This is a genomic window from Blastococcus sp. HT6-4 (assembly GCF_039679125.1).
In the GTDB taxonomy this organism is placed as follows: Bacteria; Actinomycetota; Actinomycetes; order Mycobacteriales; family Geodermatophilaceae; genus Blastococcus; species Blastococcus montanus.
Genome location: NZ_CP155551.1, coordinates 1,860,931 through 1,882,435, shown reverse-complemented (window position 1 = coordinate 1,882,435; position 21,505 = coordinate 1,860,931). Strand labels below are relative to the sequence as shown.

The following is a 21,505-nucleotide window of genomic DNA, read 5'->3' as shown; positions in this document are numbered from 1 at the left end:
GATGCTCTTGCCGAGGCCGCGGGGCCCGCTGAGCGCGGAGCTCTGTGGTGCGTTGCGGGGGGACCGACGCAGGCTGCCTGCCCTGGCCGACCGGGCTGAGGAGCTGGTCGAGACCATCGAGCCGGCCGACGTCCTCGCGCACGAGGACCTCCAGCTGTCACTGCACGACTTCTACGAGCTGCACTACCGGGGGTTCGACGACGTCGATCCGGACGCCGAGTGGTGTCCGGACCTGCTCGCCGTCCGCGGACGGCTGGAGCGCCTGCTCGAGGACGCCCTTCGTGCGCAGGCCCCGGTACCCGCAATCGCTCCGGCCGTGGACGTCACGACGGCCCTCACCCACCTCGTCGCGGTGGACGAGGGGCCGCCCCTGTCCTCGTTCCTGGCCAGACGGGCCACGGCGGGCCAGTTCCGCGAATTCGTCGTCCACCGGTCGGTCTACGAGCTGAAGGAGGCCGACCCGCACACCTGGGCCATCCCTCGGCTGACCGGACGCGCCAAGGCAGCGCTGGCCGAGATCCAGATCGACGAGTACGGCGGTGGCCGGCCCGAGCGCATGCACGCCGTTCTCTATGCCCGTGCCATGCGGGCCCTCGGGCTGGACGACACCTACGGCAGCCACGTCGAACGAGTGCCGGCGCCCACGCTGGCGACCGTCAACGCGATGTCCCTGTTCGGGCTGCACCGCCGGCTGCGCGGCGCGATCGTGGGCCATCTCGCCGCCTTCGAGATGACCTCCACGGTGCCCAATCGGCGGTACGGCACGGGCCTGCGCCGCCTCGGCTTCGGCCGCGACGCCACCTGGTTCTTCGACGAGCACGTGGAGGCCGACGCCGTGCACGAGCAGGTCGCCGCTCACGACATGTGCGGCGGGCTGGTCGCCGACGAGCCGGAGCTGCTGGCCGACGTGCTCTTCGGGGCAGCCACCGCGATGCACCTCGAGCGGCGGTTCGGCGAGCACGTCCTCGGCGCGTGGTCGGCCGGGCGCAGCTCGCTCCGGAACGCGGGCGTCGCCGTGAGCCCGGCGAGGTGAGGGTGCGCGAACCGCTCGACGGGGAGTACGTCCTCCCGCTGCGCTGGACCGACGACGGGGGGCTGGACGAGCTGACGGCCTACCTGCGCCGGCTGAGCTCGTGGATCCCCGTGACGATCGTCGACGGCTCCCCGGCTGAGCTCTTCGACGCCCATGCACGGGCATGGAGCGGGCTGGTACGGCACATGCCGCCGCTGCCCTGGCCCGGTGCGAACGGCAAGGTGGCCGGCGTGGTCACCGGCGTCCGCGCGGCTCACCGGGAGCGGGTGGTCGTCGCCGACGACGACGTCCGTTTCGACCGCGCTGCCCTGGAACGGCTGCTGGGTCTGCTCGACACCGCCGACGTCGTGCGCCCTCAGAACGTGTTCCGCCCGACACCGTGGCACGCCCGTTGGGACACCGGCCGCACCTTGCTCAACCGAGCCGTCGCCGCCGACTACCCCGGCACCTTCGGGTTGCGGCGCACCACCTTCCTCGCGATGGGTGGCTACCGGGGCGACGTCCTCTTCGAGAACCTGGAGATGCTCCGCACCATCCGGGCCCACGGCGGGCGGGAGCACCACGCCGCCGACCTGTTCGTCGAACGCCGCCCCCCGACCGCGGCGCACTTCTGGTCCCAGCGACCCCGCCAGGCCTACGACGACCTCGCCCAGCCCTGGCGTCTGGTCGCCGCCCTCTGGGTGTGGCCCGTCGTCATCGAAGGCCTGATCCGGCGGCGCGGACGACGTCTCGCCGTGCTGGCCCTGGCCGTGACGGCTGTGGGCGAGATCGGCCGGCGACACGCGGGCGGACGGGACGTCTTCCCGGCGACCGCGGCCCTCTGGTCACCGGTCTGGGCGCTGGAACGGGGGCTGTTCTCGTGGCTCGCACTCGCCGCGCGGGTGCTGCGCGGCGGAGTCGCCTACGGGGACGTACGGCTCCGCACCGCTGCCTCGTCGATGCGGCGGCTGCGCGCCGAAGCAGGCCGTCGGCCACCTCTGCCGCCGGTCCGGCTGGTCGGCGACCAGGGCGACAGGCCGGGCCGGGCGACGGGCGGCGCGTCCACGTAGGCCAGGACGGCAGCCGACCGACCCGGCCAGGATCGTGCGCCGGTGGCCGAGCCGGCCGCTGTGCCGGACCGTACGGACAGTCGTCGGCCGGGGATCAGGTCGGCCGCGGTCGGACGCGGTCCCGCCCGCGGTCGATCCACGAGATCATCGCGGCGACCAGCAGCAGCAGCGACGGCAGCAGGAACCACAGCCCCAGCCCCGGACCCGTGAGCAGGGACCACCCGACCGACACGGCCCCGAGGACGGCGACCACCGCCGGAGCCGGCGCCGTCACGCTCGCGTTCTCCGCCCACAGGGCGAGCGCCGCGCACGCCAGCGGGACACCGAACAGCACGAGGCGAACGCGGCGCTGTCCTCCCACGCCGCCGCCCGTACCAGGCGGCGAACCCGACCACGCCCACGAGCGAGACGGTGGTCAGCCCCCGGGCCCCCGGAGAACGGCCCGCCATGGTGGATCGCTCCGCTTCCTCGCTCGGCGCCGGTACCGGAACTGCCGGGCACCGGTGCCGCACGGTGGCACGCCGGCCGCGCCGGGTCAACGATGCCATTGCCGCCTGCGCCCGGGAACGGGCACGAGCCGTCAGCCGAGCGGGTCGCCGTCCCCGTAGGGCCGCAGCCGCAGCTGGCGGGCGGTGCCCTCGGGGTTCACGGCCCGCAGCGTGTCCAGGTCGTCCTTGCCCGCCCGCATGAACCGGCCGGACCACGGGTCGAGCTCGCCGGCGGCGATCGCCGCGATGATCTCCACGACCTGCTCCGGCGGCGTCCAGTCCGTGAAGCCCTGCCACATGTGCATCGACCGGGTCATCGGGGTGTCGACGACCCCGGGCGCGACGTCGAAGGCCCGCACGTCCGAGCCCTCCAGCGCGGTGGCCAGCGACTCGGTGAGCCGCATGAGCCCGGTCTTGGCGACCGAGTAGGCCGAGTAGTCGGGGTTGGCCCGGGTGCTCATCCCGCTGGCCACGTTGACCACCCGGCCACGGTTGCGCAGCAGCATCCACGGGACGACGGCGCGGCTGAGCAGGAAGCCGCCCCGCAGATGACTGGTGACGACGTCCCACCACTGGTCCGGGTCGGCCTCCCACAGCGGCACCTCGGCCTCGTCGATCAGGCCGGCGTTGTTCACCAGCAGGTCGACCGGCCCCAGCTGCTCGCGGACCTCGCCGACCGCGGCCTCGACCGAGGCGCGGTCGGTGACGTCGGCGGTCACCGCTAGGGTGCGGGCGCCGGTGGCGTCGGCGACCTCCGCCATCGCCGCCCGCAGCCGCTCCTCGCCCCGGGCCAGCCCGGCGACGGCCATGCCGCGCGCGGCGAGCCCCTCGACCAGGTGCCGCCCGATGCCGGTGGACGCCCCGGTGACGAGGGCGACGCCGGTGAGCTCAGGCACGGAGCTGCGCCCCGGTCGCCGCGGCGGCGGCCGCCACGGCGGCGTCGCGCACCGCGGTGGCCTCCTCGCTGGTGAGCGTCCGGTCCGGGGCCCGCAGCGTCAGCGCGTACGCCAGCGACCGCGATCCGGCCGGCACCGGGGCGCCGGTGTAGACGTCGAACAGGCGCAGGTGCTCCAGCAGCTCACCGGCGCCCTCCCGCAGCGCCGCGTCGACGTCGGCGGCGGGGACGTCGTCCGCCACCACGAGCGCGAGGTCGATCAGCACCGGCGGGAACGTGGAGATCGAGCGCGCCTGCGGCACCGCCGGCTCGGGGAGCGCGTCGGCGTCCAGCTCCATCACGGCGGTGCGGGCGGGCAGGCCGAGCACCTCGCACACCTTGGGGTGCAGCTCGCCCGCGTACCCGATCACCCGGTCGCCGACCAGCAGCGCGGCGCACCGGCCGGGGTGCCACGGAGCCCGCTCGGCCTGCTCGACCGTGAGCTCGGCCCCGGCGGCCGCGGCCACCACGCGCGCGGCCTGCACGGCGTCGGCCCACGCGGCCGGCCGGCCCGGCCCCCACCAGCCACGGGGCTCGCGCTGCCCGGTCAGCGCCACGGCGACGTGCCACGGCTGCACCGGCACCGCGCCCAGCAGCGCGGCGAGGGTGGCGTCGTCCGGACGGCGGTCGGCCCCGGGCAGCGGCGCGGTCGCGCGCTCCCCGCCGGGGAAGACCGAGCCGTGCTCGAAGAGGGCGACGTCGCGGAGCCCGCGGGCCAGGTTGCGACCGAGGGCGGCCAGGAGGCCGGGCAGCAGCGTGGTGCGCAGCGCCGGGGCCTCCTCGGAGAGCGGGTTGCGCACGGTGATCACCCGGCGCCGGTCGTCGTCCGCGGGCAGCCCGAGCGCGTCGAGCTGCGCCGTCCCGGTGAACGGGAACGCGGGGGCCTCCACGTACCCGGCCTCGGCGAGCGCCCGGCCGATGCTGCGGCGACGGCGCTGCCGCTCGGTGAGCCCGCCGCCGGGCGGGGCGGTGGGCAGGATCGAGGGGATCTCGTCGAACCCGCGGAAGCGGACGACCTCCTCGACGAGGTCGGCCGGCTCCTGCAGGTCACCGCGCCAGGACGGCGGGGTCACGCGCAGGGCGTCGCCGTCACCGGCCACCTCGGCGCCGACCGCGGTCAGCACCTCGAGCACCTGGGCGCGGGTGTAGGGCACGCCCGCGATCCGGCCGGGGAGCCCGGCGTCGACCGCGATCGCCGGCCGCGGCGTGCGGGTGTCGATGTCGACCGGCGCGCCGACGACCCGCGCACCGCCGTGCTCGGCGAGCAGGGCCGCGGCCCGGGCGAGCGCGACGACGGTGACCTCGGGGTCGGTGCCGCGCTCGAAGCGCTTGCCGGCCTCGCTGGGCAGCCGGTGCCGGCGGGCGCCGCGGGAGATGCCGTTCGGCTCCCAGTGCGCGGCCTCCAGCAGCACCGCGGTGGTCCCGTCCCCGATTTCGGTCGACGCCCCGCCCATGACCCCGGCCAGCCCGATGGGGCCCGACTCGTCGGTGATGAGCAGGTCGTCGCCGGTGAGCGCGCGGTCGGCGCCGTCGAGGGTGGTGAGCCGCTCCCCCGCCGTCGCCCGGCGGACCGTGATCGGGCCGGTGACGGTGGCCCGGTCGAAGGCGTGCATCGGCTGGCCGAGCTCGAGCATCACGTAGTTGGTGACGTCGACGGCCAGCGAGATGCTGCGGATGCCGCACTGGGCCAGCCGGCGGCGCAATGGCCATGGGCTGGCCGCGGCCGGGTCGAGGTCCTCGACGGCGAGCATGGAGAAGCGGTCGCAGCGGTCGGGGTCGGCGACGGTGACCTCCCACGCCGGCGCACCCGCCCAGTCGGGCAGTGGCAGGTCGGCCGGATCGCGCCAGCCCACGCCGAGCACGCCGGCCAGGTCGCGGGCGATCCCGCGCATCGACATGGCGTAGCCGCGGTCCGGCGTCACCTCGAGGTCGAAGACGACGTCCTCGAGGCCGAGGACGTCGGCGGCCGGGGTGCCCGGCACGTAGCCGCCCTGGCCGAGCACGAGGATGCCGGCGTGGTCCTCGCCGATCCCCAGCTCGCGGACCGAGCAGATCATGCCGTCGGAGACGTGGTCGTAGGTCTTCCGCGCGGCGATGGCGAAGTCGCCGGGGAGCACCGCACCGGGCAGCGCGGCCACGACGAGGTCGCCGACGGCGAAGTTGCGGGCGCCGCAGACGATGCCGCGCGGCTCGCTCTCCCCCACCTCGACCTGGCAGTAGCGGATCGGCTTCTTGAAGCCGGTGAGCTCCTCGACGTCCAGCACGCGGCCGACCACGAGCGGTCCGGTGGTGACCGGCGGGCGGACGACGTCCTCCACCTCGAAGCCCAGCCGCACGAAGGCGGCGTCGAGCTCCTCGACCGTGATGCCGGCCGGGAGGTCGACGAGCTCGGACAGCCAGCTGACGGGGACCTTCACTGCTCAACTCCGAAGACGCTGGTGAAGCGGACGTCCGCCTCCGCGATGTCGTGCATGTCCGAGAGGGCCGACCGGAACTGCAGCGCCCGCTCGATGCCCATGCCGAAGGCGAAGCCGGTGTAGGTGTCGGGGTCGACGCCGCAGGCGCGCAGCACCCGCGGGTTGACCATCCCGCAGCCGCCCCACTCGACCCACTGCGGGCCGTCGCGGTGCTCGGGGAACCAGACGTCGAACTCCGCCGAGGGCTCGGTGAAGGGGAAGAAGTGCGGCCGCCACCGGGTGCGGGCGTCGGGGCCGAACAGCTGGCGGGCCAGGTGGTCCAGCGTGCCGCGCAGGTGGGCCATGGTGAGCCCCTCGTCGACGGCCAGGCCCTCGACCTGGTGGAACACCGGCAGGTGCGTCGCGTCGAGCTCGTCGGTGCGGTACACCCGCCCCGGGGCGACGACGTAGATCGGCGGCTGCCGCTCGAGCATGGTGCGCGCCTGCACCGGGCTGGTGTGCGTGCGCAGCACCAGGCCGGAGTCCTCGGGCGCGACGAAGAACGTGTCCGACAGCCACCGCGCCGGGTGGTCGGGACCGAAGTTGAGCGCGTCGAAGTTCAGCCACTCCGCCTCGAGCTCCGGACCGTCGGCGACCTCGTAGCCCATGCCGACGAAGGTGTCGGCGATCCGGTCGATCAGCGTGGTCAGCGGGTGCCGGGCGCCCCGCGGGGTGCGGTCCCAGGGCAGCGTGACGTCGACCCGCTCCTCGGCCAGCACCCGCGCGTCCCGCTCGGCCTCCAGCTCGGCCTTGCGGGCCTCGTAGGCCTCGGTGACGGCGACGCGAGCGGCGTTCACCCGCTTGCCGGCGTCGCTGCGGGCGGCCGGGGGCAGCGCGCCGAGCTCCCGCCGGGCCTGCAGCACCGGGGCGCGGTCGCCCAGGTGCGCCGGGCGGACGGCGGCCAGCGCCTCCAGGTCACCGGCGGCCGAGAACGCCCCGAGCGCGGCACGCACCGCCTCGTCGAGGGCCTCGGGAGAGAGCGCGGCGACCTGCTTCGGGTCGTAGGGATCGTTGGCGCCAGACACGGGAGGCCATTCTGCCCGGCTCCCCGCCCCGCCCGCGCCTGGGTTCCCGGTACGACGATGGCGCGGCGTCGCCGGCAGCCGCGTCCGCCCTCACCGCGCAGCGTCCTCCCCCACCGCAGACGCCGCGGGAGGACGCGCCATGATCAGGTGAGCTGATCGTGGAACGAGGCAGGCGGGGGTGCGTGTGGCGGTCGTGCTGGCGCTGGCGTCGGCGGTCGTCTACGGGGCCTCGGACTTCCTGGGCGGGCTCGCCAGCCGGCGGACGTCGGTGTTCGGCGTGGTGGCGCTGTCCCAGCTGGCGGGCCTGGTGGCGCTGGTGGCGCTGCTCCCCTGGCTCGGTGGGCCGGCGACCGCGGCCGATCTGTGGACCGGTGCGGCGGCCGGGCTGGCCGGCGCGGCCGGGCTGCTGATCTTCTTCCGCGCGCTCGCACGCGGGGTGATGAGCGTGGTCGCCCCGGTCACCGCGGTCACCGCCGCCGCCGTGCCGGTGCTCGTGGGGACGCTCGGCGGCGAGCGGATCGGCCCCTGGGCGACGGCGGGCATCGTGCTGGCACTCGCCGCCGTCGTCCTGGTCTCCGCCGAGGGCGGGCTGGCCGCGCTGCGCGGCGCCCGTCCGGCGAGCCTCACGCCGGCGCTCGTCGCCGGCGCGGCGTTCGGCCTGTTCTTCGTGCTGCTCGACCGCACCTCCCAGGACGCCGGCCTCACCCCGCTGGTCGCCGCGCGGCTGGCCTCGGTGACCCTCGTGGCCGCGGTCGCGCTCACCAGCGGCCAGTCGCTGCGGCCGAACCGGGCGGCGCTGCCCCTCGTGCTGGTGTCCGGGATCGGCGACATGACGGCGAACGCGCTGTTCCTGCTGGCCACCCAGACCGGCGGGCAGCTGGCGATCACCGGGGTGCTCGCCTCGCTCTACCCGGTCAGCACCGTGGTGCTCGCCCAGGTGGTGCTGCGCGAGCGGCTGGTGCCCGCCCAGCTGGCCGGGCTGGTCTCCGCGGGCGCCGCCGTCGTCCTCATCACGCTGCCGGGCTGATCGTCCGCTCCGGGTCCCCGCGGCCGTTCCGGGCCCCGCTGCTTCCCCGGCGTCGGCGTCCGCCGGATCAGCGCCCCCGGCGGTCGCCCAGTCCCGCTTCCGCCGCGGGCCTCGGGCCCACCATGCCGGTCACCGGCCTCGCCGGCTGCGCGGCGCGATGGGAGCGGCGAGGACCGGGGTCGGCAGCCTGCACCGTGGGAGCGGTCGCACGGGAGGCATCGACGACCGTCAGGCGCGAGTTGGCGTACGTGGCCACGGCGTGCAGGAAGACGATGACGCCGAGCATCTCGAGCATCTCCTCCACCGTGGTGACGACGCTGTACGCCGGGGACAGCGTCCCTCGGGCATCGGCCACCCAGCTGCCCACGATCTCCATGCCCATGGCGCCCCCGACGTACAGGGCGCCGGCGAGCACCATGAGGCCGCCGACCTTCGCGGGCAGCGCGCGGAGGAAGCGGAGGTAGGCGATGGCGAAGACGATCACCAGCGGAGCCGCCGGGACCCACCAGCCGAAGGTGAAGATGCCGGTCGCGTCGATGACCTGGCTCACGGGCCCGATGGCCTTCTCGTGCAGCCGCACGAGTTCGTCGATCGACAGATAGCAGAAAGTCGCCGCGAGGACCCACCAGTGCCAGCGCCAGCGGTCGCGGGTGCGGGACGCCCATGCCGCGACGCCGGCCACCGATGCAGCCGCGAGCAGGAGCACGGCGGTAGCGAACCAGGTCGGGAGATTCGCCTCCCGGTCGACGTTGAAGAAGTCCTGCGGGCCGGCTCCCAGGCTTCCCGCCACCGGCGTCTGCGTGGTCCCGGCCCGGAACGCGAGAAGGTTGACGGTGAGGCTGACGGCTCCGAGCAGGACGGCGACACCGATCAGGACGAGAGTCAGGCGGCGGGGCCGGACGATGACGAGCACCGCGTTCTCCCTTGCGGTAGAGACCCGCGCGCGACGGCAACCCGGGTGACCGGGGACTGTATAGCGTTAACGCAGAGTGCTAGAACGGTGCATTCTCGGTGAACGGCCGGTGAACGCGCCGAATCCGCCGGGCGCTCGCCTCGCTGTGCACGGCGGTGCACGCCCGATGAGGACGTCTCGTCGTCCACGACCCCGCCGGGCCGATCTCCCCCTTCGGGGTGGCCGCGGCCGATCCGGCTTCGGGCGGCCGGCCCGGCGGCCGATGGCGCTTGACGTGGACCCCGTTCGCCCTCTGCCCGACCCCGCCCTCGCCGAGGCCCTCCGCCCCGGTGGGGTGCGCAGCGTCTTCCAGCCGATCGTCGAGCTGGACACCGGCCGCGTCGTCGCCTTCGAGGCGCTCGCGCGCGGACCGCAGGGCCCGCTGGAGCGGCCCGACCACCTCTTCGCCGCCGCCCGGGAGGCCGGCCTGCTCGCGGAGCTGGACGAGGCCTGCCGTGCCGCCGCCTTCCGCGGCGCGGCCGGGCACGGCCTCCCGCCCGGGGTCGCCCTCTTCGTCAACGTCGAGCCGGAGGTGCTCGACACCGCGCCGCTGGACGAGCTGCTGGCCATCGCCTCGACCGCCCCCGGTGGGCTGCGGGTGGTCCTGGAGATCACCGAGCGGGCGCTGGCCGCCCGCCCGGCGGAGCTGCTGCGCACCGTCGCGCGGGTCCGGGAGCTCGGCTGGGGCATCGCGCTGGACGACGTCGGCGCCGACCCCATGTCGCTGGCCTTCATGCCGCTGCTGCGCCCGGACGTCGTCAAGCTGGACCTCCGGCTCGTGCAGGAGCGCCCCGGCCCGGCGATCGCGCAGATCATGAACGCGGTCAACGCCTACGCCCAGGCCACCGGGGCCGTGATCCTCGCCGAGGGGATCGAGGACCACGCGCACCTGGCCATGGCCCGGGCGCTGGGCGCCAGCGTCGGCCAGGGGTGGCTGTTCGGGCGGCCCACGCCGACCCCGGACTCCTCGCGGCCGGTGGGTGCCCTGCCGCCCCCGGCCGAGCATCCCGGCGGCACCGACGCCGGCTCACCGTTCGCCTGTCTGCCCCCCGGGACGGCGCCGCGCCGTGCACCGAAGGGGCTGCTCATCGAGCTCAGCAAGCAGCTGGAGCGGGAGGCGCTGCGCCTCGGCGAGACCTGCGTCGTCACCGGGACGTTCCAGGAGGCCCGCCACTTCACCCCCTCGACCGCCCAGCGGTACCGGGACCTCGTCGAGCGCACCGGCTTCGTGTGCGCGCTCGGCGAGGGCCTGCCGGCCGAGCCGCTGCCGGGACTGCGGGGGGCCGACCTGGCCCCGGGCGACCCCGTCCGCGGCGAGTGGGACGTCGTGGTGCTCGCGCCGCACTTCAGCGTCGCGCTGCTCGCCCGCGACCTCGGCAGCACCGGCCCGGACATGGAGCGGCAGTTCGAGTACGCGCTGACCTACGACCGCGACACGGCGGTCCGCGCGGCCCGTTGCCTCCTGGGCCGGGTGACCCCGCGCGCCGGGGCGCCGCTCGTGCCGCCCGCCGTGCCGGTGACCGCCGAGGTGGTTGCGGCGGCCACGCAGGCCGGCGAACTGCTCGACGACAGCGCCCTCGTCCGGCGCGCGCTCGAGGCCACCCCGAGCGGGGTCTGCCTGGTCGACGTGCGGCTGCCCGATCAGCCGCTGGTGTACGTCAACCCGGCGTTCGAGCGGCTGGTCGGCCTGCCCCGTGCCGAGCTGCTGGGCCGCAACTGCCGGTTCCTTCAGGGCCCGGACACCGACGCCGCGGCGCAGTCCCGGATCCGGGCGGCCGTCGCCGCGGGTAGGGAGTGCCGCGAGGTGCTGCTCAACCACCGCGGGCCGGAGCGCACGCCCTGGTGGAACGAGCTGCACCTGGCGCCGGTCACCGACGGGACCGGCGAGGTCGTGCAGTACATCGGTGTGCAGGTCGACGTCACCGAGCGGGTGACGGCGCAGCGCGAGCTGGAGCAGGAGCGCGACCGGTCCCGCGCCTACCTGGCCCGCATCGAGGAGCTGTCGGTGCCCGATCCGCTCGCCGGGCTGGCCTCCCGCCAGCACCTGCTGGAGCAGGCGGAGATCGAGGTCTGGAACGCCCGCGCCACCGGCGACGCCGTGGCCCTGGTCATCGTCGCGCTCCAGGGGCTGGCCGAGGTCGAGGTCGAGGACGAGCACGGGCCGAAGGCGGCCGAGGAGCTGCTGGCCGTCGCGGCGCAGCGGCTGCGGGGACGGCTCCGGCGCGGCGACCTGCTGGCGTGCTGGGCCCGGGACTCCTTCGTCGTCGTGCTCCCGGGCCTCGCGGCCGGCACCGCCGTGCGCGAGGCGGACCGGATCCGCGCCGAGCTCGAGGCGGCCGTCCGCGGGCCGGTGGTGATCGGCGGCGTGCCCCTGGTCGTCACGGCGCGCGCGGGCGCGGGCTGCTTCCCCGTCGACGCCGGCGACGTGGCGGGGCTCCTCGCCGCGGTCGGCCGGGCGGCCGGCTGGCTGCCCGCCTCCTCGCGCTGACACCGGGGCCCCGCCCGGTCAGCTCCGGGGTGGGAGCAACGTGCCGAGGCCGCCGTCGGCCAGCGCGGTCAGCTGGTCGACCAGATCGGCGGCGGACACCGTGCGGGCGGCCGACCACCAGTGCGCGGCGAGCTGCACCATCCCCACCACCCCGTAGGCCCAGGTCATCGCGGCCTCCCGGGGGCGGCCGGCGTCGGCCAGCCGCTGGGCCAGCAGCGCGCCCAGCGCGGTGGCGACCGCGTGCTCCGTGGCGGCCACGAGGTCGGCGCGGCCGGCCCGTCCGGCCTGCGCGTAGGCGAACCGGTAGAGCGCCGGCTCGTCCTCGATCAGCGAGACGAACGCCGCGATGACCGCGCGGAGGCGCTCCCGCTCGTCGCGGTGGTCGACGGCCAGCCCCCCGAGCAGCCGGGGCAGCAGGACCCCCTGGGAGATACGCGCGAGGACGGCGTCGACGAGCTCGTCCTTGTCGCTGAAGTACCGGTAGATCACCGTCTTGGAGACACCGGCGCTGCGCGCGACGTCGTCGACGGCGAAGTCGGGACCGGCCAGCCGCACCGCGTCGACGGCCGCTCCCACGAGCTCCTCGCGCCGCGCCCGGCGGTGCTCGGCCCACCGGGAGCGGCGTCCGTCGGTCCGCGGCGGCGCGAGCGTCCCGGGCCCCGCAACGCCCTGCGTCATCGTGCCGGCCGGCGCACCTGGCGCATCGGCCGGCCGTTGCCTGTCGTCCACCGTTCCCGCTACCTCCGTGACCGCCGTGTCGACGTCCTGGACGTCCGACGACGGGCGACATCCTCCCGTCCGCATCGTCACGTGCGCCACCACGTGCCGGACCTGCGATCCCGGGCAGAGCGACGGGGCGGCCCGGATCCCGGCAGGCCCGGAGGACGGCAGGCCGGGACTTCTCGCCCGCGGCGCAGCTCAGCCCTGGGCGAGCTGGGTGGTGTACAGGCAGATGGCCGCGGCCGCGGCGAGGTTGAGGCTCTCCGCGCGGCCGCGCATCGGGATGCGCACCCGCGCGTCGGCCAGGGCGGCCAGGGACGGCGGCACGCCCCGCGCCTCGTTGCCGAACAGCCACAGCACCGGCCCGGTGAGCCGGCCGCCGGCGACCAGGGCGGGCAGCTCGGCCGCTCCCCCGCCGTCGGCGGCGAGCACCGTGACGCCGGTCGCCCGCAGCGCGGGCAGCAGCTCGTGGAGGTCCGCGCCGCGGACGACGTCGACGTGGAACAGGCTCCCGGCGCTCGAGCGCACGGCCTTGCCGCCGTACGGGTCGGCCGAGCCGGCGCCGAACACCACCGCCCCCGCTCCGCAGGCGTCCGCCGTCCGCAGCACGGTGCCCGCGTTGCCCGGGTCGGCCAGCTCGGCCAGGGCGACGGCCAGCCGCGGCGGCGCCGTCGTCAGCGCCTCGGCGTGGACGTCGCGCAGCTCGCAGACCGCGACCAGGCCCTGCGGCGTCACCGTCTCCGACAGCCCGGCGGCCGCCTTCTCGGTGGCCATCCGCACCGGCACCGGGGTCCGGGCCAGCAGGTCGGAGTGCACGGCCGCCGCCGCCTCGGTCGCGAAGACCTCGCGGACACCGTCGGGACGGGCCAGCGCCTCCACCACGGCCTGGCGTCCCTCGGCGAGGAACAGACCGGCGGCATCGCGGCCGGCCCGGCGGGTGAGCTTGCGCGCCGCCACGACCCGGGCCGAGCGCTCGGTCAGCAGCTCGGGCACGTCTCCTCCACTTCCCAGCACGGGACTGCACAGACACCGACGCCGCCGGCGCCGGCCCCGTGGGGCCGGTCACCGACGGCGTCGGGATGTCACTGCCGCCTGGTCAGGCGGCGGCCTCGCCGGCCGGCGCGGCGGCGACCGCGGCGCGCGAGGTCTCCACCAGGGCGGCGAAGGCAGCCGGCTCGTTCACCGCGAGCTCGGCCAGGACCCGACGGTCCAGCTCGATGCCCGCGAGCTTGAGCCCCTGCATGAACCGGTTGTAGGTCATGTCGTTGAGGCGGGCCGCGGCGTTGATCCGGGTGATCCACAGCTTGCGGAAGTCACCCTTGCGCGCCTTGCGGTCGCGGTAGTTGTAGGTCGCGGAGTGGAGGATCTGCTCCTTGGCCTTGCGGTACAGCCGGGACCGCTGACCCCGGTAGCCGCTGGCGGCCTCGAGGGTGCTCCGACGCTTCTTCTGGGCGTTGACCGCCCGCTTCACGCGTGCCACGTGAGAGCTCCTGTCTTCTCGTTACGGGGTGGGCGGTCTCAGCGACCGAGCAGCTTCTTCATGCGCGGGGCGTCGGCCGGGGACAGCACGCCGATGCCGCTCACCCGCCGCTTGCGCGAGGACGACTTCACCTCGAACTTGTGCTGGTTGTTGGTGTGCTCCCGCACGAGCTTTCCGGAACCCGTCACGCGCACGCGCTTGGCCGTGCCCTTGTGGGTCTTCTGCTTCGGCATGTCCCTCGTCCTGTTCGTGGTGATGTCGGTGCCGGCGGCAGCACGGGGCTGCCGCACGGCACCGGCCGTCTTCGGTGGTGCGGTCTCGGTGCGACCGGTCAGGCCTGCGAGGCCTGCTCGTCGGCCGCCTGCTTCTCCGCCTTCGCCGTGCGGCGCACGGCGTCGGTTGCGGCCTGGTTCCGGTGCGGGGCGATCACCATGACCATGTTCCGTCCGTCCTGCTTCGGGTTGGACTCGACGACGCCGAGCTCGGCGACGTCGGCAGCCAGCCGCTGCAGGAGGCGGTAACCCATCTCCGGGCGCGACTGCTCGCGACCGCGGAACATCACGGTGATCTTGACCTTGTCGCCGCCCTTGAGGAAGCGCTCGACGTGGCCCTTCTTGGTCTCGTAGTCGTGCGGGTCGATCTTCAGGCGCAGCCGCATCTCCTTGATGACGGTGAGCGCCTGGTTGCGCCGGGCCTCGCGGGCCTTCTGCGCGGACTCGTACTTGAACTTCCCGTAGTCCATGAGCTTGGCGACCGGCGGCCGCGCCATGGGGGCGACCTCGACCAGGTCGAGCTCGGAGTCCTGCGCCAGGCGCAGCGCCTCGCCGATCGACACGATGCCGACCTGCTCGCCCTCGGGACCGACCAGGCGGACCTCGGGAACGCGGATACGGTCGTTGATGCGGGGCTCGGTGATGGCCTCTCCTCTGCTGCTGCATGGGAGGAGTCGCTGGCCCACCCGGGCGCCGACGGACAGAAGGCCCCGTGAGCATCTGCTCACGGGGCCCACTCGCCGGTGGCGCACGACCCGTGAGGGTGCGTGCACTACGCGAGCTCCGACCGGTGGCCGGCTCTCGCGATCCGGGGACCTGAGCGCCTGGACGGCGTCAGGTGGGAGCGGGCTCCTCTTGGATCAGCGGCCCGGGGCGGGGCCGCTGGTGGTTCGCGCGCCTCGATGTAGCGGGGAGGCACGCCCATGTTACAGCGTCGTCGACGCCATGGGCATTCCCACCCCCGCGAGCCCGCGGGGGCGGAGGAGACAGGGCGCTCAGTCGTCGTAGAGCAGCGGCGGCCGGACCGGGTCGTTCGCCCGCGCCGCCGCGTGCAGGGCACGCATCCCCTCCACGGCCTGCACCGCCTGCTCCTTGTCCAGCGCCTGCAGGCCGTGCATGGAGATCTCGTCGCCGTTCTCGAGCAGCAGCGACGCCCACGCCGACGACCGCTCGAACCGGACCGCGCGCACCGCCGTCCAGGGCACGGCGTGGTGGACGACGAAGTTGCGGACGTGGACGCCGGCGGCGTCGGCGTCCACGCGCGACCGGCCGAGGAGCAGCACCCCGGCGCCGAGCAGCAGCCCGAGCGCCCCGATGGCGATCTGGTCGGCGAGGCCGTAGTTCACGACCGTGTTCGGGGTCGAGGGCAGGCTGAGGGCGACCACGACCGCCACCGCCACCACCACGGCCGCGCCGACGGCGAGCATCTGCCGCATCCGGCGGGGGACGGCGGAGACGGTGCGGACGGGGGGCGAGGGGGCGCTCACGCCCCCATGCTCCCAGCCCCCCGCCCGGCCGCGGCTGGCAGAGTGCCGGGACGTGGAGATCACCGGCACCGACCAGCACGCGGCGTGGCGGTCCCGCACCCTGCCGCCGGTGGAGCGGCTGCGCCCCGACCTGTGGTCGATCCCCGTGCCGATCCCGGACAACCCGCTGCGATACGTCAACGTCTACGCCCTGGCCCTCGACGGCGGCGGGCTCGGCCTGGTCGACACCGGCTGGGAGAGCGACGCCGGCTGGGACGCGCTCACCGATGGGCTGACGTCGCTCGGCGCCGGCATCGGTGACGTCCGCGGCGTCGTCGTCACCCACCTGCACTTCGACCACCTCGGCCTGGCCGCGCGGGTGCGCGAGGCCAGCGGCGCGTGGGTGGCGATGCACCCGGCCGACGCCTCCGCCGTCGCCCGGCTGACCCGCACCGCGGCCGTGGACGCCGTCGCCGCCGAGGTGGAGTTCCTGGTCGGGCTGGGTGCACCGCGGGCGGACGCGGCGTCCGACGTCGGCGGGGCGGAGTACCTCTCCGGCTTCATGCGCATGGCCGTGCCCGACCGGCTGCTGGAGCACGGCGACCGAGCCGCGTTCCCGGGGTGGTCGCTGCGCGCGGTGCACACCCCGGGGCACACCCCCGGGCACCTCTGCTTCGCCGAGGAGCGCACCGGCCTGTTCTTCTCCGGCGACCACGTGCTGCCCCGCATCAGCCCCAACGTCTCCACCACGGGCGGCGGATCGGCGGATCCACTGGGCGACTACCTCGACTCGCTGGCCGGCGTGCGCGGGCTGGACGCCACCGAGGTGCTGCCGGGCCACGAGTGGCGGTTCCGCGGCCTGGCCGACCGCGCCGACGCGCTGACCGCGCACCACGAGGCGCGGCTGACCGAGCTGCTGACCGCCGTCGGCCAGCACCCCGGCTCGACCGCGTGGGACCTGGCCGCGCACCTGACCTGGTCGCGGCCGTGGGACCGGTACGAGCGGCGGATGCGGATCTTCGCGGTCACCGAGACCGACGCGCACCTGCGGCTGCTCGCCGGCCGGGGCCTGATCGCCGGCAGCGGCGGGGCGGTACCGACGTGGACGCTCCGCCCGCGGTGACCGTGCCCGGGCTGGCCGAGCGGGTGCGCGCCGCCGGGCCACGCCTGGGCGGCACGCGGCTGGTCTGCATCGACGGGCCGGCCGGCTCGGGCAAGACCACCCTCGCCGCCCGGCTGGCCGACGTCCTGCCGGGGACGACCACCATCCACATGGACGACGTGTACGCCGGCTGGACGCTCACCGGCGCCGCGTCCCGCCTGTCCGCCGGCGTCCTGCGGCCGCTGGCCGAGGGCCGGCCCGGCGCGTACCACCGGTACGACTGGGTCGCGGGCCGCTTCTCCCCCGATCCCACGCCGGTGCCCGTGCCGAGGGTGCTGGTCGTGGAGGGGTGCGGCAGCGCGTCGCGCGCGGTGGACCCGTGGGCCGCCCTGCGCGTGTGGGTCGAGGCCGACGCGTCGCTGCGGCTGGCCCGCGGGCTGGCGCGCGACGGCGCCCACCTGGCCGGCGAGTGGCGGCGCTGGCAACGCACGGAGGCCGCGCACTTCGCCGCCGACCGGACGCGGGCGCGGGCCGACGTCGTCGTCGACGGCGGGGCGTGAGGCCGGTCACTCCGGGCCGGGTACGACCGGTCGTGACACATGCGCGAAACCCGCTACCCCGACGATGGGGACCGACCGCATGCGAGGGGGACACGTGACCGACACCGTCCGGGAACAGGACGCCGAGCTGCCGCTGGCCGGATACACCGTCGCGGTGACCGCCGCCCGCCGCAAGGAGGAGCTCGGCGCGCTCCTGGACCGCCGCGGGGCCCGGGTGGTGCACGCCCCGGCGATCCGCATCGTGCCGCTGTCCGACGACACCGAGCTGGTCGCCGCCACGCGCCGGGTGCTCGCCGCCCCGGTCGACCTGGTGGTCGCCACCACCGGGGTCGGCTTCCGCGGCTGGCTCGAGGCCGCCGACGCCTGGGACCTGCCACTGGTCGAGCACCTGTCCGGTTCCCGCGTCCTCGCGCGTGGCCCCAAGGCCCGGGGCGCGATCCGGGGCGGCGGCCTGGTGGACGCGTGGTCACCTGCATCGGAATCGTCGGCCGAGGTCCTCGAGCACCTGCTGTCGGGGGCCGAGGGACCACTGGCCGGGCGGCGGATCGCCGTCCAGCTGCACGGCGACCCGCTGCCCGACCTGGTGTCGGGGCTCCGCGAGAGCGGGGCCGAGGTGCTCACCGTCCCGGTCTACCGCTGGGTGCTGCCCGACGACATCGCCCCGGTGCGCCGGCTGGTCGCCGCGATCGTCGCCCGGGGGGTCGACGCGGTGACCTTCACCAGCGCGCCGGCCGCCGCGAGCCTCCTGCAGGTGGCCGGGGAGCTCGGCCAGCGGGACGAGATGGTGGCCGCGTTCGGCGACCGGGTGCTCGCCGTCGCCGTCGGCCCGGTCACCGCCGCCCCGCTGGACGCCGCCGGGATCCGCTCCTCCCAACCCGGGCGCGCCCGCCTGGGTGCGCTCGCGCGGGAGGTCGTCGCCCGGCTCCCCGAGCGCGACCCGGTGCTGCAGGTCGGCCCGCACTCGCTGCAGGTGCGCGGCCATGCCGCCGTGGTCGACGGCCGGCTGGTGGAGCTGCCCCCCGGATCGCTGGCCGTGCTCCGCGAGCTGGCCCGGCAGCCCGGCCGGGTCGTCGCCCGGGCCGAGCTCGTGGCCTCCCTGCCGGGAGGCGGGGACGGGCACGCCGTGGAGATGGCGGTCACCCGACTGCGGGCTGCGCTCGGGACGCCGCTGGTGGAGACCGTGGTCAAGCGCGGGTACCGCCTCAAGGTCTGAACCGGTCAGCGCAGGTCGAGCCGCATGAGCACCCGCGGGAAACCGTTGAGCACCGAGTCGGTGTCGGCCGCCTTGGCGAACCCGGCCCGCTCGAAGAGCGCCCGCGTCCCGACATAGGCCATCGTGAGATCGACCTTCCGGGCGCCGTTGTCCACCGGGTACGCCTCGATCGCCGGCGCCTCGTTCACGCGGGCGTGGTCGACGGCACCCCGGACCAGGTGGTGGCTGATGCCCGCCCCCCGGTGACCGGGGCGGACCCGGATGCACCACAGCGACCAGACCGGCAGGTCGTCGATCCACGGGATCTTCCGGTTGCGGGCGAACGTCGTGTCCGCGCGCGGGTGGACCGCCGCCCAGCCCACGACCTCGTCACCGTCGTAGGCCAGGACCCCGGGCGGCAGATCCTCGCGGAGCAGTTCCCGCACGCGCTCGCCGCGGGCCGGGCCCTGCAGTGCCTGGTTCTCCTTCGACGGGATGCGGTAGCTCAGGCACCAGCAGACGTTCGCGTCGGGCCGCTTGGGCCCGACCATCGTCGCGACGTCGTCGAACCTGCTCGCCGGGCGGACCTCGATCGCCATGCGCGCATCGTGGCAGCACGCACCGACAACTCACAGCGGGCGGGCGCCACCGGTGAGAGGACCGTTCCCGAGCGGTCACGCGCGTGCGGCGCCGGGGAAACGACCCGTTCCTAGCGTCGCGCCATGACCTCGAGCCCGACCGTCCGCACCACCGGAACCGGAGCGGCCCCCGCGACCGGCACCGCCCCTCCCCCGAGCCGGCCGCGCGGCTCGCGCTGGATCGACGACTACAACCCCGAGGACGCCGCGTTCTGGGCCTCGCCGCAGGGCCGGCCGGTGGCCCGGCGGAACCTGGGGTGGTCGGTGCTGGCGGAGAACATCGGCTTCAGCGTCTGGCAGATGTTCAGCATCGCCGCCGCCGTCCTGGCCTCGATCGGCTACGGCTTCACCAGCGACCAGCTGTTCTGGCTCGTGGCCACCGCGGGCCTGGTCGGCGCGATCATGCGGGTGCCCTACACGTTCATGCCCGCGGTGTTCGGCGGCCGGAACTGGACGGTGGTCAGCGCGGCGCTGCTCCTCGTGCCGGTGACCCTGCTGACCGTCGCGGCGACGACCGGGCAGCCGTACTGGTTCTGGGTGCTGACCGCGATCACCTGCGGGTTCGGCGGGGGGAACTTCGCCTCGTCGATGGCGAACATCTCGTTCTTCTACCCGGACAAGGAGAAGGGCTTCGCGCTCGGCCTCAACGCCGCGGGCGGGAACATCGGGGTGGCGATCATCCAGCTCGTCGGGCCGCTGGCGGTCACGGCGGGCGCGATCGCGTTCGTCGGCGGCAGCACGGGGACGACGGAGGCCGGGGACGCCCGGTACGTGCAGAACGTGGCCCTCATCTGGGTGCCGTTCATCGTGCTGGCGGTCGTGGGCGCCTGGTTCTTCATGGACAACCTGTCCGGTGCGAAGGCGAACGTCGCGGACCAGGCGGCGATCGCCCGCCGGAAGCAGACCTGGGTGATGTCGTTCCTCTACATCGGCGCCTTCGGCTCCTTCATCGGGTTCTCCGGCGCCTTCCCGCTGGTGCTCGCCAACGAGTTCGCGGCCGACACCTACCGCTACGCCTTCCTCGGGCCGCTGGTGGGCTCGCTGTCCCGACCGTTCGGCGGATGGCTCGCCGACCGCGTCGGCGGGGCGAAGGTGACCGTCGTGACCTTCGTCGGCCAGGCCCTCGCGATCGGGACCGCGATCGCCTTCCTCCGGGCCGGGAGCTTCGTCGGCTTCCTCGTCAGCTTCCTGGTGCTGTTCGCGGTCGTCGGCATGACCAACGGGTCGACCTACCGGATGATCCCGATCATCTACCGCGCGGAGGCCGCCGCGGGCCACCCCGGCGACGCCCCGGCGGCCGTGCTCTACCGGGCGCGGCGGGACACCGCCGCCGCCGTGGGCATCATCTCCGCGGTCGGCGCCCTGGGCGCGGTGTTCATCCCGCGGATCGTCTCGGAGTCCTACGGGGCCACCGGCGGGGTGGAGACGGCGCTGCTGTCGTTCTGCGGCTTCTACATCGCCTGCGTGGCGGTGACCTGGTTCGTCTACCTCCGTCGCGGCACGCTGATGCAGCAGGCCGGCGTCTGACCGCCGCTCCGGACGCCGCCGGGACCGGCCCCTCGGAGCCGGCCCCGGCGGCGCGCCCGTGGCCCTCGCGGGTGAGGCCGCTCGTCCCGGGGTGCAGGCAGGCCGCCGGACCGACGAAGATCACGGCGTGACCGCAGCCGAGGAGACCAGCACCGGGCGCGCGCTCATCGAGGCCGGCGCCCCGGTGGCGGGATCGATGAGCTCCGCCGCCGCCGCGGTGGTGTTCGAGCCGGCGACCGCGCGGGTGCAGGTGGACGACCGGTTCGCCGCCGTCCTGCGCACCGCGGCCGGGGAGGCCTCCGGCATCCCCGTGGAGCGGGAGCGGGTGCGGGCGGGCGCGGCCCTGGCCTTCGCCGTCGAGTACGCCGCCACCCTGCACCGCAGCGGCCGGGCCGTGCGCGCCGACGGCTTCTTCACCGCCCGGCCCGGCAGCCGGCCGGCGGCCGACGAGCTCGTCGAGGCGGTCGTGGCCGCCGCCCGCCGGTCCACCGACGAGCGCCGGGTGCGGCACCTGGGCTACCTGCTGGCCGAGGTCGGCGTCTCCCCCGACATCGACGCCGAGCTGGTCGGCCGCGCCCTGCGGCTGGCGGGCGCGCTGCGCTGGCGGCAGTTGGCGCTGCTGGCCGCCGTCGGACGTCGCGACCGCGTCCCGCTGCCGATGACCCCGCTGGAGGACGAGCCGCGCGGCTGGACGGCCTGGGGCGCCCGCGAGGACATCGCCGACCTGCAGCGCACCGGCCTCCTCGACCCTCCGCCCGCCCAGCCGCGCCCCGGTGGCTCGGCGCTCCCCCGCCTGCGGCCGGCCGATCTGCGGCTCACCCGCCGCGGGGTGCTGGTGCACCGGCTGCTGGTGCTCGAGCTCCTGCGGGACGACGCCGTCGCCGCGGCCCTGGCCGACCTGGGGCTACCCCGCTCCTGACCGCCCTCGACCGCCCGGGATACCTCCGGCCGGGTCCGTCTCTGCCCACCCCACGTGGGCAGAGACAGATGACGCTTTCGGTCTCTGCCCAGCCCCGGTGGGCAGCGACCGACATCTGGGCAGACACCGGCATCTGAGCAGAGACCGAGCTCGCGCGGAGCAGCGGACCGCTCCCGG

Annotated in this window: 21 protein-coding genes; 9 read left to right on the top strand and 12 right to left on the bottom strand. The window is 75.4% G+C overall.

Translation table 11 applies throughout. The features are described from left to right. The first annotated feature begins 1 nt into the window (after position 1). Complete coding sequence (locus tag ABDB74_RS09130) at positions 2-1,033, top strand: iron-containing redox enzyme family protein (RefSeq protein ID WP_346623458.1); 1,032 nt, start codon at positions 2-4, stop codon at positions 1,031-1,033. A 2-nt stretch (positions 1,034-1,035) separates the two neighbouring features. Next, complete coding sequence (locus tag ABDB74_RS09125; protein ID WP_346623457.1) at positions 1,036-2,082, top strand: glycosyltransferase; 1,047 nt, start codon at positions 1,036-1,038, stop codon at positions 2,080-2,082. Positions 2,083-2,176: 94 nt separating this feature from the next. On the opposite strand, the gene ABDB74_RS09120 is transcribed toward ABDB74_RS09125, so the two are convergent. The 4 genes from ABDB74_RS09120 to pheS all read right to left on the bottom strand — a co-directional run bounded on the left by ABDB74_RS09120 (position 2,177) and on the right by pheS (position 6,985). After that, a complete protein-coding gene (locus ABDB74_RS09120) occupies positions 2,177-2,416 on the bottom strand; it encodes a hypothetical protein (RefSeq protein ID WP_346623455.1) in 240 nt (79 codons plus the stop codon). 246 nt (positions 2,417-2,662) lie between these two features. Further along, positions 2,663-3,466, bottom strand: a complete 804-nt coding sequence (locus tag ABDB74_RS09115) for an SDR family oxidoreductase (RefSeq protein WP_346623454.1) — start codon at positions 3,464-3,466, stop codon at positions 2,663-2,665. Continuing rightward, positions 3,459-5,921 (bottom strand): phenylalanine--tRNA ligase subunit beta, encoded by a 2,463-nt coding sequence (pheT, locus tag ABDB74_RS09110; protein WP_346623452.1) that lies wholly within the window; start codon positions 5,919-5,921, stop codon positions 3,459-3,461. The genes ABDB74_RS09115 and pheT overlap by 8 nt, the downstream gene beginning before the upstream one ends. Then, the gene (gene pheS / locus ABDB74_RS09105) at positions 5,918-6,985 is read right to left on the bottom strand and encodes a phenylalanine--tRNA ligase subunit alpha (RefSeq protein WP_346623451.1); all 1,068 of its coding nucleotides are present in this window, start codon (positions 6,983-6,985) and stop codon (positions 5,918-5,920) included. The genes pheT and pheS overlap by 4 nt, the downstream gene beginning before the upstream one ends. Positions 6,986-7,163: 178 nt before the next feature. Between pheS and ABDB74_RS09100 the strand changes: the two genes are divergently transcribed. After that, entirely contained in the window at positions 7,164-8,012 is an 849-nt protein-coding gene (locus ABDB74_RS09100) for a DMT family transporter (RefSeq protein ID WP_346623449.1), read from the top strand. 67 nt (positions 8,013-8,079) lie between these two features. Here ABDB74_RS09100 and ABDB74_RS09095 read toward each other — a convergent pair whose 3' ends face one another. Next, positions 8,080-8,925, bottom strand: a complete 846-nt coding sequence (locus tag ABDB74_RS09095; protein ID WP_346623448.1) for a hypothetical protein — start codon at positions 8,923-8,925, stop codon at positions 8,080-8,082. Positions 8,926-9,199: 274 nt separating this feature from the next. Here ABDB74_RS09095 and ABDB74_RS09090 point away from each other — a divergent pair, with 274 nt between their 5' ends. After that, a complete protein-coding gene (locus ABDB74_RS09090; protein ID WP_346623447.1) occupies positions 9,200-11,452 on the top strand; it encodes an EAL domain-containing protein in 2,253 nt (750 codons plus the stop codon). A gap of 18 nt (positions 11,453-11,470) precedes the next feature. Here the strand turns inward: ABDB74_RS09090 and ABDB74_RS09085 are convergent, their stop codons facing one another. The 6 genes from ABDB74_RS09085 to ABDB74_RS09060 all read right to left on the bottom strand — a co-directional run bounded on the left by ABDB74_RS09085 (position 11,471) and on the right by ABDB74_RS09060 (position 15,411). Continuing rightward, positions 11,471-12,130: a TetR/AcrR family transcriptional regulator gene (locus ABDB74_RS09085; RefSeq protein ID WP_346623445.1), complete on the bottom strand. Its 660-nt coding sequence runs from the start codon at positions 12,128-12,130 to the stop codon at positions 11,471-11,473. 240 nt (positions 12,131-12,370) lie between these two features. Continuing rightward, positions 12,371-13,165: an RNA methyltransferase gene (locus ABDB74_RS09080; RefSeq protein WP_346623443.1), complete on the bottom strand. Its 795-nt coding sequence runs from the start codon at positions 13,163-13,165 to the stop codon at positions 12,371-12,373. Between the two features lie 103 nt (positions 13,166-13,268). Continuing rightward, positions 13,269-13,652: a 50S ribosomal protein L20 gene (rplT, locus tag ABDB74_RS09075; protein WP_346623441.1), complete on the bottom strand. Its 384-nt coding sequence runs from the start codon at positions 13,650-13,652 to the stop codon at positions 13,269-13,271. Positions 13,653-13,690: 38 nt separating this feature from the next. Further along, the gene (rpmI, locus tag ABDB74_RS09070) at positions 13,691-13,885 is read right to left on the bottom strand and encodes a 50S ribosomal protein L35 (RefSeq protein ID WP_137161133.1); all 195 of its coding nucleotides are present in this window, start codon (positions 13,883-13,885) and stop codon (positions 13,691-13,693) included. 98 nt (positions 13,886-13,983) lie between these two features. Beyond that, complete coding sequence (gene infC / locus ABDB74_RS09065) at positions 13,984-14,610, bottom strand: translation initiation factor IF-3 (protein WP_346623439.1); 627 nt, start codon at positions 14,608-14,610, stop codon at positions 13,984-13,986. A gap of 309 nt (positions 14,611-14,919) precedes the next feature. After that, the gene (locus tag ABDB74_RS09060; protein WP_346623438.1) at positions 14,920-15,411 is read right to left on the bottom strand and encodes a PH domain-containing protein; all 492 of its coding nucleotides are present in this window, start codon (positions 15,409-15,411) and stop codon (positions 14,920-14,922) included. A gap of 52 nt (positions 15,412-15,463) precedes the next feature. Between ABDB74_RS09060 and ABDB74_RS09055 the strand changes: the two genes are divergently transcribed. The 3 genes from ABDB74_RS09055 to ABDB74_RS09045 all read left to right on the top strand — a co-directional run bounded on the left by ABDB74_RS09055 (position 15,464) and on the right by ABDB74_RS09045 (position 18,265). Beyond that, entirely contained in the window at positions 15,464-16,513 is a 1,050-nt protein-coding gene (locus ABDB74_RS09055; protein ID WP_346623436.1) for an MBL fold metallo-hydrolase, read from the top strand. Further along, positions 16,492-17,052, top strand: coding sequence for an ATP-binding protein (locus tag ABDB74_RS09050; protein WP_346623434.1), 561 nt, complete (start codon positions 16,492-16,494; stop codon positions 17,050-17,052). Before ABDB74_RS09055 ends, ABDB74_RS09050 begins: the two co-directional genes overlap by 22 nt. A 94-nt stretch (positions 17,053-17,146) precedes the next feature. Beyond that, positions 17,147-18,265: a uroporphyrinogen-III synthase gene (locus ABDB74_RS09045; RefSeq protein WP_346623433.1), complete on the top strand. Its 1,119-nt coding sequence runs from the start codon at positions 17,147-17,149 to the stop codon at positions 18,263-18,265. A 5-nt stretch (positions 18,266-18,270) separates the two neighbouring features. On the opposite strand, the gene ABDB74_RS09040 is transcribed toward ABDB74_RS09045, so the two are convergent. Further along, a complete protein-coding gene (locus ABDB74_RS09040) occupies positions 18,271-18,843 on the bottom strand; it encodes a GNAT family N-acetyltransferase (RefSeq protein ID WP_346623431.1) in 573 nt (190 codons plus the stop codon). 123 nt (positions 18,844-18,966) lie between these two features. Here ABDB74_RS09040 and ABDB74_RS09035 point away from each other — a divergent pair, with 123 nt between their 5' ends. Further along, positions 18,967-20,409, top strand: a complete 1,443-nt coding sequence (locus ABDB74_RS09035; RefSeq protein ID WP_346623429.1) for an MFS transporter — start codon at positions 18,967-18,969, stop codon at positions 20,407-20,409. A gap of 127 nt (positions 20,410-20,536) precedes the next feature. Then, positions 20,537-21,328: a hypothetical protein gene (locus ABDB74_RS09030; protein ID WP_346623427.1), complete on the top strand. Its 792-nt coding sequence runs from the start codon at positions 20,537-20,539 to the stop codon at positions 21,326-21,328. Positions 21,329-21,505 lie beyond the last annotated feature (177 nt).